Consider the following 12,778-nt stretch of genomic DNA (forward strand, 5'->3'; position numbering starts at 1 on the left):
AAAAGTTTAATATCTTTCGCTCCAGGTTTACTTGTCTCTCAGAAATCAACAAAGTTGTTTTATAATTAACCTTGCTTTTTTGTGCTTCAAAATTTTAAAGAACTTTGCGTAAAAAAACCAGCATCTCAATCTTACCTCTTAATGCCGGTCATCTACTTTCTTGTATTTTTCACTCTGGCGTTTCCTTCTTCTCAAAATCGCTCTCAACTGCCAGAACTCGTTTCCCTTTTAACGGGGCGACAAAGGTAATTACTTTTTCAAAACCTCCAAAACTTTTTTCGCTTTTTTTCGAAACTTTATTGCTAAAGTTTCTGCGGTTTTGATGCGATCTTCAGTGCCGTTCCACCAGCCTTCCGATCACCCGTTTTTACCATCAACTTGTCTTTGAACGTTGCTTCGTTTCCAAAGCGGCTGCAAAGGTAATTCTTATTTTGTTTCTGCCAAATACTTTTTAAAGTTTTTTCGAAACTTTTTTTCTTGAACCTGATCGTCGCTCTAAAGACCGAAATCTCCGTCGCAACTACCGGCCCTGCCTTTGCCGTCCTGTATCCCATTCTTTCTATGAACTGTGCTTCTCTCAAAGCGGCTGCAAAAGTAATCAAGGTTTTTAATAATGCAAGCCCGCAGAGCAAAATAATTGCAGGTTTTTTGAAGTAAAAATCGCAAGTAACTGAGTATCTGAACAGGGCGCTTTAATATATTTTTAGCGAGGCAGATTTAAAAAGACAGTACACCCGCTGGCCTTTCTCAAGGCACATACTTTTTTGTGAGGCTTCGGTGACTTCTACGATGATGTTTTCGCCTACATCGACCACACAAAAGGCCAGGCCGTCTTTTAAAAATACTTCTTTCATCGTCCCTTCTACCTGGTTACGGAGTGAAATATTTTGAATAGGCTCTTTTGATAAGGCGATGCTCTCGGGCTTAATCAACACTTTTAATTCTTGATTAACCTCTACATCTTTTCCTATAGTTTGCGCTAACGCCTGTATCTGCAGGTTACTTTTATTGCTCTTCAGCAGAACCATATTCTTCGATTCGAGGTGCGCAAATACCGACAGGTGCATTACATTATACCAGCCCGACTCGTGCATCAACTCCAAATTTTCGGGTTGATCCAAGAGATCGGTAAACTTTCCGTGCCCCAACAACTGCCCGTTTTTCAGCAACAACAAATTATCGGTAAGACTTAAAAGGTCGGGAAGATCGTGGCTTACTATTAATATAGGTAGCGAAAACTTCTGGTGCACCCGGTTTAAATACGGAATAATTTCGCGGCGCAGGTTTACATCCAGTGCCGAAAACGGTTCGTCCATCAACAATATTTTCGAACCACTGATAATGGTACGACCAATTGCGGCACGTTGTTTCTCTCCGCCGGAACACTGTTCGGGTTTCTTATTTAATAAATGTGCGATCTGCAACGTATCAATCACCTCATCAAAAAACTCTTGGTCGGGATCTGTTTCCCCGTACAACAGGTTCTTCTTTATAGTATAGTGTGGAAAGAGTCGTTCGTCCTGGAAAACGTAACCAACTTTCCGCTGCCTTATTTTAACGTTAACCTTATTATTAGTATCAAGAAGTGTGTCGCCGTTCAGATGAATATAACCTGAATCAGGAGTAACAATCCCGGCAATGGAATTCAGCAAACTGGTTTTTCCATGACCCGACGGTCCGAATATCCCGGTAATCCCGTTTGGAATATCGGCTTTTACATCGAGTGTAAAATCATTTCGCTTCAGTGTTATATGGAAACTCAATGCCGGAGTCATGCCGTTTTACTTTTAATTACACGTCGGTTTAGGAATTCGGCAGCAATCATTGCCAGCAGCGATAATATAACAGATACCACAACCAAACGCATGGTTGAAGCTTCCTGTCCGGGAACCTGCATTTCAGAAAAAATAGCCAGCGGCAGTGTTTGTGTTTTACCTTCGATGTTTCCGGCAAATGAAATGGTTGCTCCAAATTCGCCAAGACTTCGCGCGAACGAAAGAATGAATCCACTAATTACACCGGGCAATGCCAAAGGGAGTGTAATGGTAAAAAACACCCTAAGGTTGGAAGCTCCCAAAGTACGAGCAGCTTCTTCCAGTTTCTGATCGACCAGTTCGATGGATAAACGTATGGATCGCGTAACCAACGGGAACGACACAAAAATGGCTGCGATTACTGCGGCATAAAATGAAAAGGCAATTTGAATTCCGAATATTTCGTAAAAGAATTTGCCGATGAATCCACGGTTTCCGAAAACCAGTAATAATAAATAACCCGTTGTAATGGGAGGTAAAACCAAAGGCAGATGAATGATTCCTTCAACCACCGACTTGCCAAAAAACTTCTTACGGGCCAGGAACCAGCCCACGGCTATGGCCAGCGGCAAGGTTATTACAGCACAAATTAGCGCAACACTTAACGATAATTGTATTGCCGACCATTCGCTTGCTGTATATTTAAACAATTCACTCAATATTAAATCCGTGTTTTATCCAGATGTCCTTTGCTTCTTTTGAGGTCAGAAAATTATAAAAAAGCTTGGTTTGTTCGTTGTTTTTGTTCTTTAAAATGGAGGCATAGAAACCGATTGGCGGATGTAGCTCATCAGGAACAATGGACACAATCTTTACTTTTTTCGATTTTAGCGCGTCAGTTTTATACACAATTCCCATTTCCACTTCGCCCAATTCAACCACCATTAATGCCGAGCGCACGTCTTTTGCAGGTAGGATCCGGTCAGTTAAAGCATCAGCATAGCCACCGCTCTCGATCGCTTTCCATGCATAATCGCCCGCAGGCACGTGTTTCGGGTCGCCAATTGACAAGCGTCCTTTAAATTGTGCAGGAAAATGATCTAAAAATGTAATGGTATCCGTTTCACTATCCGCAGGAACGATAACTGCCATCGACGTTCCAACAACTTTCTCTTTTGATTCAGGAACAACCAAATCCACATTTATAAGGTAGTCCACCCATTTTTCGTTGGCAGAAATGTATACTGACGGTTGTGCACCCTGTTCAATTTGTCGTGCTAGCGTACCCGACGAGGCAAAATTCAGTTTGATATCGATGTCATTTTCTGCTTTGTAGATTTCGGCCAGTTCTGTAACCACATTTGTTAACCCGGCTCCACTATAAACCAATAGCTCCAATTGCTGCGATTTATTTTTATTGGTGCAGGCAAAAGTCATTACGAAAACTATAAAGTAAAAAACCAGCTTCTTCATAATTAATAATTTTAGCCAATGCCGAAATTTCATTCTACTTCTAGAATGGAAAAGTAAATAATTATTACGCAAAAATAAGAAAGCCCGAAAGATTTAAAACAGCATTTCGGGTAAGCGAAAGTCGAACTCTAAGATCGATTTGCTAAACCGGTTGATCTTTTAACAGTAATCCTTCGCAAAAACTTTTTAAATCGCCCATGAAACCGATCATACGAGCTAATTCTTCATGTGTTGGATCTATTGGTTCCTGTACTTCCAACGAACAGTAATTCATAAAACGATTCATAAACCGGGCTTCCTGATAAAACGGCTCGGGTATTTCGATATTCTTAGCCACCTGGCGGAGCATGTAAGAAATCCCTTCGTGCTCGGGCATTTCCCCACTACTTATACACAAGGCTGTCAGATAATTTTCGATAGCCATACTTATCAAATTATATACAACCTGGCTTCCAAACTTTTTTTTACTTGACGAACCTATTGCTGCTTTTGAATAATCATTAGCATCGTCGAAATATTTTTTCCATGTCTGTTCCATAAGGCCTCTATTTTTAAGATTTATATTATTAATTGTAATCCAAGCGAAACATAATTGCCCGGGTATGTGGTATTTTTAATGTAGCGGTTCTTAATTCCGTCGCCATCGTGAACTACATAGTGAAGATTCACCTTCACTTTCTTTTTGGCAGATATCAGATTCACTCCAAAATCAAGCTTTGTATCGGTCCCGTCGAAAAACGAAACATCTTCATAATTCTCGTCACCAGAGAACTTTTCAAACATTGCTGTCGGTTCCAGTACCCAATCCTTTTTTAGGAATATGTTGTAACCGGAGCGGACCATAAAACAATTGGCATGGTATTCGAGGTTGTTTTTCCGAATTAAATGATTGTACTCTCCGTCGATTTTCAGATGCCCGATATAAATGGTTGCATCGGCACTTATTGTTTGGGTGCTTTCAAAAATATCGGTTTTCCCTTGTGTGGAGAAACCCAAACCAAAAGTTGCGTTCGTTTGCTTTTTCAGGAGGTTGTTTGAGAAACAATATTTGTATTTCGAGAATTCTTTATCGCCGAAGTTGAGCATAAAATGCCCCAGCAACACCGGCGACCAGTTTGTTTCCATAATACTCACCACATCCTGTCGGTTGATTATTGATATATTATATATAAGCGTTTGTTTTCCGAACTCGCCCAAACCACCTAAATTAATTCCGGGACTTATTCCGTTTGCTTTTCCGGTAACCAGTTGACGCAGGTAACACGAGTTTTCTGTTTTGTCGAGCGAGCTGGTAGTCCATGGCGAAGTGGTTGATTCGCGGCTCACATGTGGCAAAAAGTAACCACCTGTTACATTCAGCCATTCACTCTCAGGAAGAAGATCGTAGGTAAAATAAGCGCTCCAAAGTGCCACTGCACCAGCATTCACCACTCCTTTTGTGGATGAAAAACCATCTTTTGCCAGGTTATCGAAAGCCAACATTACATCGTACGACAGCTCGGGCAGCACATTTCCTTTCACTCCCAAACGGCCGCGTCTGAAATACGAGGCAAAACGATCGGCAGCTTCTGCTTCATCGGTAGTAACTCCCTGACTGACCACATTCCAAAACTGCACCTTTACATATGGTGTAATGGTTGGCTTGAACGGTTTTTCCTGAACGGTTTTTCCGGCCGTAGCCACAAGTCCTGCCAAAAGCAGCAATATGAGAATCCCTTTAAATTTCACTGCCGCAGAATTAAATGTTCGACGAAATCAGATTTTTCACCTCGTTAAAATGCAGGTCGCGCTTTAACTCGGTCGACAGCTTTTTAATTTTAGCTACAAGAATGGCCAGTTCGTTTTTAGGCAGAAAAATATTTCGTTTTTCCAGCATCTCACTCACAGCACCCATTCCCGAGTGTTTTCCAATAACCATCTCGGTCTGTCGGCCAATTTCGTTTGGATTAAAGGGCTGATAAGAAAGTGGATTTTCTTTAAGGCTGCGGCAATGGATTCCGGATTCGTGCGAGAAAACCAATTCTCCCGATACCGGTTTCGACAAGGCCAACTTTCGTTCTGAAGCCTGTTCCACCAGTTTCGAAAGCTGAACCATTTTCTCACCTTCGAAATTAAAATCGTAGCCACAGGAGTATTTCAAGGCAAAAGCCACTTCTTCCAAACAGGCATTTCCGGCACGTTCGCCCAGTCCGTTTACGGTAAGACTAACACTTTGTGCGCCCGATTGCAAAGCTACCACGTGGTTGGCAGTTGCCATTCCCAAATCGTTGTGTCCGTGAAATTCAAAATCAACATCGGCAAAATCGCTGCTTAATCTTTTAAACAAGTTCTGTGTAGAAAGTGGATTCAGGATTCCTACGGTGTCGGCAATGCGCACACGTTTGGCACCGTATAAAGTAGTTAGATAGATGTATTCTTTGAGGAAATCGTAATCGGCGCGCGAAGCATCCTGCGCACCAACGGCCACAAATTCGAAATGGTTTGTGGCAAAATTCATGATCTCGGGAAGGTTTTTCCGCACCCAGTCGCGCGACTTCCCAAGCGTATCAAGTTGTATATCGGAAACAGGGAAAGAAAGGTTGACCCTTTTTGCTCCTGTAGCCAGGGCAGCTTCCAAGTCGTTGAAAGTTGCCCTGCACCAGCAGGTTGAAGCGAAGGAAAATCCCTGGTTGATCAAACAATGAATGTCGCTCTGCTCTTTTTCGCCCATGGCCGGAGTCCCGATCTCTAATTCAGGCACACCAATTTCATCAAGCTTCTGAGCAATCTCGAGTTTCTCTTTCAATGAAAATACTACACCCGGTGCTTGTTCTCCGTCACGCAGCGTAGTGTCGATCAAATATGGGAACTTCTCATCCTTCATAATATATAATTGTTATTGGTTTTCAATCCGATAAAAGTACCCCCGGCATAAGCCGGGAATACGATACAAGTTGAAGTTTGATTAGTTCTGGTTAGAGGGGAAAATCAATTGAGCTAGCAGTTTAACTTACTCGCTTATGAGATAATCCTCAACGGCCTCCCCCTCTTCCAGTGCATCTAAAATTTCGTCGATTTTTTCCTCGTTAATTCCGCCGTACCAATAGTTATTCGGGTGAACAACCATTACCGGTCCTTGTGAGCAAACGTTTAAACAAGCGGTGGAAGAAACCGCGACATCCATGCCGCGGTCGTTACATTCTTCCATTATATATTGAATTAAATCGGATGAACCGTTTTTGTTACAATAACCTTGTGCATCGCCGGCAACCCTGTACGAGTTGCATACTAAAATGTGAAATTCTGGTTTTTTCATGTCTGATTTCTTTTATCGGAAGTCACCCCTCTCCCGATGAATCGGGATCTCCCCTGAAGGGGAGAAAAGAAGCAACCTGCGAAGATTTATACTTTTTTGATTTATTATTTGCATTTTCCGCTGCACCCGGGGATTTTATCCACCGAACAGGTGCAAGTTTGTACTGCTATTCCAATTATATCGAATTGCTCTTTGGGTTTTTCACCAATCTGAACGGTGTACAGCTTGTCACAATCCTCGAGTTTTTCTTTTACTGTTGAAAATCGATCGGATGAAAATTTATGATCGGCAACCGGCTGACCTTCTCCGCTGCAATACGAGTCAACTTCGCGTGTTTCCACGAGTTTCATTTCATCGCCTTCCACGTCGTACACATCAAAGCGGGTAGCTTTTCCAAAGTGCTGATCTACCTTTTCTCCGTTACTTGTTGTTACTGCTATTCTCATTTAAATCTATCGTTGTTGTCATTTCGATCCGTCGACTGACGGAGAGAAATCTCATCTTTGTAATAGATTTCTCTCTACGTTCGAAATGACATTAATTATTATTCATTAACCGCAACCGGTTCCTTTTCCTGAACATTCTGAACCGCATTTAAATACATCGGCTTTTTTCAGTGTCCGGAGTTCTTTGCCTTTGTAAACAGCATCCAATCCCTCATCAATCAAACCGGTCATTTCAACGATCTTGATTCCGGCACGGCCAATAATCGACGATGGAGATGGTCCGATTCCTCCAACCAGCAAGGCCCTGCAATCATCGATCACATCAGCCAGTACTGCCCAACGACTATTTCCGGCTCCCGGTTTTGGTGTTGCACGTTGCTCAACCATTCGATAGCCATTTGGCGTTTCTCTGAAAATGTACAGTTGAGTTGCCTCACCAAGGTGCTGATTCACCAATAGTCCTTCGTGACTGGCAACTGCCACATATGGTTTTGTTTGGTCAACATTCACCGACAGGTTCGACACTTCCGACAAAATTTGTTTTGCTTCAGCATCGTCTTTACCTAGCAGTCCAACAGCATCAGCGCGGCAACGTGCACAGTGTGTCATTGGTGGTAAATATTCTTTTATACCGTTTTGTAATTCTTTCATTCGTTTTGGCGAAGGCTCTTCAAAATCCTCGAAAGGAGTTCCTTCAACCGGGTAGAGCGGAATGGTATTCATGATATCCACTTCCATCTCTTTCATTTTTTTGGCGATATCAACGATCACGTTATCATTGATTCCGGGCACTACAATCGAGTTGATTTTTACTGTAATACCTGCACGTTTTAATGCACGGATCGCTTCCATCTGGTTTTTCAGCAGAATTTCAGCTGCCTGTTCTCCAAAATATCCGCGTTTTTCGAAACGTACCCATTTATAGAGTTGTGATAATGTTTTTGTCTCGGTTCCGTTCAACGTAATGGTTACGTGGCTTACTTCCAACTCCTTCAATTCATCAACATACGGCAATACATTTAACCCGTTTGACGAAAGACAAAGGATCATTTCCGGAAATTCTTTACGAATCAAACGAAGCGTTGTCATCGTTTGAATTGGATTGGCGAACGGATCGCCGGGGCCGGCAATACCCACTACCGACAAATGCGGCATTTTTTCTTTTAACCTGATGGTGTAGGCCAGTGCCTGCTCAGGCGATAGTACTTCGCTGGTAACACCAGGGCGGCTTTCGTTTACGCAATCGTAATCGCGCTTACAATAATTACAATGAATATTACATTGCGGTGCCACCGGGAGATGCACGCGGGCATATTTGCCTTTTGCATGCTTATTGAAACAGGGATGTGTTTTAATGTCAATCATAACCTTCTGTTTTTAGCTGCGAGTTCTCGCAATTGTTATTACATATATTTATAGCCTACCGGCGAATTACTTTGTTTGTGTTCAATTAGTGCATTCACTATTTTGTCGAATAGCTCCTGCGTACCTGAATAACCAAGATGTTTTATGCGTTGTCCGCCCACACGGTCGTGAACCGGGAAACCTACCCGAACGATCGGGATATTCAGTTCGCGGGCGATGTAGTAGCCTTTGCTATGCCCGATCAGTATGTCAGGTTTATTTTCAAGGCTCCATTCGCGGATACTTTCAAAATCGTATCCTTCGCGAACCACTACTTTATCTTGATTTTCAGGACAATATTTTTTGATTTCGTTCTCCAACATGCCGCTTTCTCCACCTGTAGCAACGAGCGCCAGCTCAATTCCAATTTCATCGAGGAAAGCTGCCATGGCAACTACAAAATCTTCTTCGCCATAAACCACTGCCTTTTTTCCAAAGGTGTATTTATGTGCATCAACATAGGCATCTACCAGGCGACCTCGTTGTTTAGTATATTTTTCAGGAATATCGTTGCCCGAAAGGTTTTTCAGCTCCTCGAAAAAGGCATCGGTCTGCGTGATACCAATTGGCATTGGCATATTTACCAATGGAACATCCATTTCGTTTTTCAGGAACTGTGCTCCGGTGCGCGACAATTGCTTGCTTTTTACGCGACCTGACAATTTTCCTCTGTTCAGGATGGTACCGAATTCGATACTGGCTTTGGCACTTCCACTTTTTACTACATCCTCTTTTGCTGTTCCGCCTTCCGGAATTCGATGATAAGTATCCCAAACCGGGTTATCAAGGCTTTCAGAATAATCAGGCATCATAATGTCTTCCAACGAAAAGTCGGCCATTATTTCTTTCAGCAAGCGTAAATCTTCGGTTGAAACAAAACCGGGGAAGAGATTTATATGCTCTTGCGATGGGCCTTTTTTAGCATAGCTTTTTACCACACCGGAAACAGCTTCGTGAAATCCATCGATGTGTGTTCCCTGGTAACTGGGTGTTGAAGCCATCACGAAATCAGTGTCGATTTCAGGATGTTTCTCCAGAAAATGGTGAACGAATAAGCTAAGGTCGTCGCCAATGGTTTCGCTCAAACAGGTTGAGGCGATACCAATAATTTCCGGTTTATACTGATTGATAATATTAAGGACTGCCAATTTGAAGTTTTCATCGCCACCAAAAATGGTTGCATCTTCTGTAAAATTCGACGAGGCAATGTCGATGGGCTCTTTGTAGTGAGAAATCAGGTAGCGGCGAATATAAGTTGCGCAACCCTGCGAGCCGTGAATAAGCGGAACACAGCCTTTAAAACCTTTGAAGGCTACACTGGCTCCCAGTGGCGAACAAAGTTTACAGGCATTCTGCGTTGCCTTGTAATTTTCTTTTGCTTTTGGTACTGAATTAAGTTCAAACATCCGATTTGTTTTTATTCAATATTTTTTCCGATTCGTTAAAGGGTTTCCCCTTTCTAAAACACAATCACGGCCTGTAACTAACCGATTTTGTGCTGCTTATTATTTCACGAACTTCCACACCGGGCTTGTAACCGAGGCGTAAACTTCTTTCGCAAAATTCATCATGCCGACATAGCCGGCCAGTGCTTCTTTTCTTTCGTGGTTGTGATCGCAAAAACCAAGGCCAAGTTTATGGGCAATCGGGCGTTCTTTTACGCCGCCGATAAACAGGTTGGCACCGGTAAGCTTCACAAATTCAGAAAGTTCATTTGGATTGGAATCATCAACAATGATGGTTCCCTCATCACACAAGTCTTTTAGTAGTTTATAGTCTTCTGCATTTCCGGTTTGCGAGCCAACAACCACTGTTTTCATGCCTAATAATCGTAAGGCTTTTACCAGCGAGATGGCTTTAAAAGCTCCACCTACATAAATGGCTGCTTTTTTGCCTTCCAGCTTTTGGCGGTATGGTTGCAGTGCCGGTAACAACTGTGAAATTTCGTTGGTAACCAGTTCGCGGGCTTTGGTCATCATTTCGTCATCTTTGAAAAACTTGGCCACTTCGTACAGCGCTTCCGACATATCCTCGATTCCGAAATAGGAAACCTTCATAAAAGGAATGTCGTATTTTTCCTTCATCTCTTTTGCCAGGTGCATAATCGATCCTGAACACTGAACCACGTTCAGCGAGGCTTTATGTGCACGGCGAATCTGTTCAACACGACCGTCACCGGTCATGCACGAAATAATTTCAACACCCAGCTTCTTGTAATATTCAGCCAAAATCCACAACTCACCGGCAAGGTTAAAGTCGCCAAGAATATTGATTGAATATTTTGATGGTGTGTAGTCGTTGTTCGTCCCAACTAATTTTGAAAGCGCACCACAGGCAATTTTATAACCGTCTTTTTTGGTTCCGTTAAAACCTTCCGACATTACCGGAATAACATCGATGCCTTTTTCTTTTGTAACCTGGCGGCAAACAGCTTCAACGTCGTCGCCAATAACTCCGATTATACAGGTTGAAAAAACAAAGGCAGCTTTTGGTTTATGTTTGTCGATTAAATCAATAAGGGCGTGATACAATTTCTTTTCGCCGCCAAAAACCACGTCTTTTTCTTTTAAATCGGTGGTAAAACTAAGGCGGTGTAATTGTGGTCCCGACGAAAGCGAACCACGAATATCCCAGGTATAAGAAGCACAACCAACCGGACCGTGAATAACGTGCAGTGCATCGGCAATTGGATAAAGCACCACGCGCGATCCGCAAAAAACACAGGCTCGTTGCGAAACTGAACCGGCCAGACTCTTTTTTTCACAGGATATTTCTGCTGAATCGGTTCCTTTTGTAAGGATTTGATTTTCGCGATCTTTTAGATAGTTGCTCATAATTCAAATGTTAAAAGATGGACGAAGTTGCCTGCAAGCAGGTCTTATCCTAATTACAATTCTGATTTATACTCTCTGATTCTTCTTATGCAGTGCCAATTATTTCGGGTGATGTTCAGCTGAGAGCGACTCAGCTGAACTCACCTCGAAATCATTTTGAATTATATTGCAACTACATAACTAGCTCGAATGATTCTTCAGGAGCCGTAGCATCGATTTTATCCATGATAGCACCCAGAATCTTCTCAAGGATTCGAAGACCACCCTGGTAACCTACAGTTGGGAAATAACTGTGTCCAACTCGGTCAATAATAGGGAATCCCATGCGAACGAATGGTATATTCTCATCGCGAGCGATGTACTTACCATAGGTGTTACCAATCAATAAGTCAACAGGCTCTTCTTTAATCCACTGGTGTAATAAGAACATATCAGCATTCGGACCATTTTTGAATTTGGTTTCAGACACTTTGTCGCCTAAAATTTCTTCCATACGTTGAGTGAAACGTTTTCCCGGTGTTCCAGAAACAATGTAAACAGGTTTCATATCCAGGTCTAACAAGAATTCAGTTAACGGAAGTAAAGTATCAGGATCACCAAATAAAGCCACACGTTTTCCGTAGAAATACTGGTGCATATCAGTCATCATATCCACTAATCGACCACGTTCTTCAGAAATAATTTCAGGAATAGAAACTTTTCCGGCAGTTGAAAGTGCCTGTATAAAGCGGTCGGTTGCACTGATACCAACTGGTACATCGTTCATTGAAAATGGTACTTTACATTTGTTGTCTAAAGCAATGGCTGCACTTTTTGCACCCCATTCGCCCAAAGCAACAGTGCTCATACTATTTCCCATGCTAACCATTTCGTCAATAGTAGTACCACCTTTTGGATACATTTGGTATTTACCCGTCATAGGTGTATCTACTACATCTGATGTATCGGGAAGAAGAACTGTTTGAACATCCATTAAACCAGCCAATCTTTTTAACTCGCGCATATCCGATGGTTCAACCCAACCTGAAAGCAGGTTTACCTGGCGCAATTTTTCGTCGGTCTTAAATGCAAAGTATTTTACAAATGCTTCCAACATGTTGGCGTAACCGGTAACATGCGAACCTACATAACTTGGTGTTGATGCCTGAACTACGTGTTTTCCTTCAGGAATTCTACCGTCGTCTTTTGCTTTTCCAACAATCTGTCCAAGGTCGTCACCAATGGTTTCCGACAAACAGGTTGAGTGAACGGCAATAATCTGAGGTTCGTAAATACCGAAGATATTATCGATGGCTTGCAGTAAGTTTGCTTGTCCACCAAATACCGATGAACCTTCAGTAAACGAACTGGTTGCAGCCATTACCGGCTCTTTATAGTGACGAGTTAACGCACTTCGGTGATAAGAACAACACCCTTGCGAACCGTGGCTGTGTGGTAAACATCCGTGCACACCCAGGGCAGCATACATTGCACCTACCGGCTGACAAGTTTTCGCCGGGTTAACGGTTAATGCTTTTCTCTCTTTAACTTCTTTTGTTGTATGACGTAATAACATAATTTTTCCTCCTATTC

13 protein-coding genes are annotated in these 12,778 nt (G+C 42.4%); all 13 read right to left on the minus strand.

Features of this window, described 5'->3' with window-relative positions:
* Positions 1 to 302 precede the first annotated feature (302 nt).
* Positions 303 to 602 (minus strand): hypothetical protein, encoded by a 300-nt coding sequence (locus SLH46_RS18995; protein ID WP_320282803.1) that lies wholly within the window; start codon positions 600 to 602, stop codon positions 303 to 305.
* Between the two features lie 90 nt (positions 603 to 692).
* Positions 693 to 1,775 (minus strand): molybdenum ABC transporter ATP-binding protein, encoded by a 1,083-nt coding sequence (gene modC / locus SLH46_RS19000; protein ID WP_320282804.1) that lies wholly within the window; start codon positions 1,773 to 1,775, stop codon positions 693 to 695.
* The gene (modB, locus tag SLH46_RS19005; RefSeq protein WP_320282805.1) at positions 1,772 to 2,464 is read right to left on the minus strand and encodes a molybdate ABC transporter permease subunit; all 693 of its coding nucleotides are present in this window, start codon (positions 2,462 to 2,464) and stop codon (positions 1,772 to 1,774) included. Before modB ends, modC begins: the two co-directional genes overlap by 4 nt.
* Position 2,465: 1 nt before the next feature.
* Positions 2,466 to 3,227, minus strand: a complete 762-nt coding sequence (gene modA / locus SLH46_RS19010; RefSeq protein ID WP_320282806.1) for a molybdate ABC transporter substrate-binding protein — start codon at positions 3,225 to 3,227, stop codon at positions 2,466 to 2,468.
* Positions 3,228 to 3,369: 142 nt separating this feature from the next.
* On the minus strand, positions 3,370 to 3,765 hold the full coding sequence (locus SLH46_RS19015; protein ID WP_320282807.1) for a hypothetical protein: 396 nt from the start codon (positions 3,763 to 3,765) through the stop codon (positions 3,370 to 3,372).
* 20 nt (positions 3,766 to 3,785) lie between these two features.
* Positions 3,786 to 4,955 (minus strand): porin, encoded by a 1,170-nt coding sequence (locus tag SLH46_RS19020; protein WP_320282808.1) that lies wholly within the window; start codon positions 4,953 to 4,955, stop codon positions 3,786 to 3,788.
* A 10-nt stretch (positions 4,956 to 4,965) separates the two neighbouring features.
* Positions 4,966 to 6,090, minus strand: coding sequence for a homocitrate synthase/isopropylmalate synthase family protein (locus SLH46_RS19025; RefSeq protein ID WP_320282809.1), 1,125 nt, complete (start codon positions 6,088 to 6,090; stop codon positions 4,966 to 4,968).
* Between the two features lie 126 nt (positions 6,091 to 6,216).
* Complete coding sequence (locus SLH46_RS19030; RefSeq protein ID WP_297100547.1) at positions 6,217 to 6,522, minus strand: (2Fe-2S) ferredoxin domain-containing protein; 306 nt, start codon at positions 6,520 to 6,522, stop codon at positions 6,217 to 6,219.
* Positions 6,523 to 6,626: 104 nt separating this feature from the next.
* Positions 6,627 to 6,968: a NifB/NifX family molybdenum-iron cluster-binding protein gene (locus SLH46_RS19035; protein ID WP_320282810.1), complete on the minus strand. Its 342-nt coding sequence runs from the start codon at positions 6,966 to 6,968 to the stop codon at positions 6,627 to 6,629.
* A 105-nt stretch (positions 6,969 to 7,073) separates the two neighbouring features.
* Complete coding sequence (locus SLH46_RS19040; protein WP_320282811.1) at positions 7,074 to 8,333, minus strand: radical SAM protein; 1,260 nt, start codon at positions 8,331 to 8,333, stop codon at positions 7,074 to 7,076.
* A gap of 38 nt (positions 8,334 to 8,371) precedes the next feature.
* Positions 8,372 to 9,778, minus strand: a complete 1,407-nt coding sequence (locus SLH46_RS19045) for a nitrogenase component 1 (RefSeq protein WP_320282812.1) — start codon at positions 9,776 to 9,778, stop codon at positions 8,372 to 8,374.
* Between the two features lie 99 nt (positions 9,779 to 9,877).
* Positions 9,878 to 11,206, minus strand: a complete 1,329-nt coding sequence (gene nifE, locus SLH46_RS19050; RefSeq protein ID WP_320282813.1) for a nitrogenase iron-molybdenum cofactor biosynthesis protein NifE — start codon at positions 11,204 to 11,206, stop codon at positions 9,878 to 9,880.
* Positions 11,207 to 11,378: 172 nt separating this feature from the next.
* A complete protein-coding gene (gene nifK / locus SLH46_RS19055; protein WP_320282814.1) occupies positions 11,379 to 12,761 on the minus strand; it encodes a nitrogenase molybdenum-iron protein subunit beta in 1,383 nt (460 codons plus the stop codon).
* Positions 12,762 to 12,778 lie beyond the last annotated feature (17 nt).

It is taken from the genome of Draconibacterium sp. IB214405 (assembly GCF_033963885.1).
Lineage (GTDB): Bacteria > Bacteroidota > Bacteroidia > Bacteroidales > Prolixibacteraceae > Draconibacterium.

Excerpts from the sequence above, each read along its gene's own strand:
- SLH46_RS19030 (WP_297100547.1), bottom strand. The coding sequence starts at position 6,522 with ATGAAAAAACCAGAATTTCACATTTTAGTATGCAACTCGTACAGGGTT.
- nifE (WP_320282813.1), bottom strand. The coding sequence starts at position 11,206 with ATGAGCAACTATCTAAAAGATCGCGAAAATCAAATCCTTACAAAAGGA.
- SLH46_RS19015 (WP_320282807.1), bottom strand. The coding sequence starts at position 3,765 with ATGGAACAGACATGGAAAAAATATTTCGACGATGCTAATGATTATTCA.
- SLH46_RS19040 (WP_320282811.1), bottom strand. The coding sequence starts at position 8,333 with ATGATTGACATTAAAACACATCCCTGTTTCAATAAGCATGCAAAAGGC.
- modA (WP_320282806.1), bottom strand. The coding sequence starts at position 3,227 with ATGAAGAAGCTGGTTTTTTACTTTATAGTTTTCGTAATGACTTTTGCC.
- modC (WP_320282804.1), bottom strand. The coding sequence starts at position 1,775 with ATGACTCCGGCATTGAGTTTCCATATAACACTGAAGCGAAATGATTTT.
- SLH46_RS19045 (WP_320282812.1), bottom strand. The coding sequence starts at position 9,778 with ATGTTTGAACTTAATTCAGTACCAAAAGCAAAAGAAAATTACAAGGCA.
- SLH46_RS19035 (WP_320282810.1), bottom strand. The coding sequence starts at position 6,968 with ATGAGAATAGCAGTAACAACAAGTAACGGAGAAAAGGTAGATCAGCAC.
- nifK (WP_320282814.1), bottom strand. The coding sequence starts at position 12,761 with ATGTTATTACGTCATACAACAAAAGAAGTTAAAGAGAGAAAAGCATTA.
- SLH46_RS19025 (WP_320282809.1), bottom strand. The coding sequence starts at position 6,090 with ATGAAGGATGAGAAGTTCCCATATTTGATCGACACTACGCTGCGTGAC.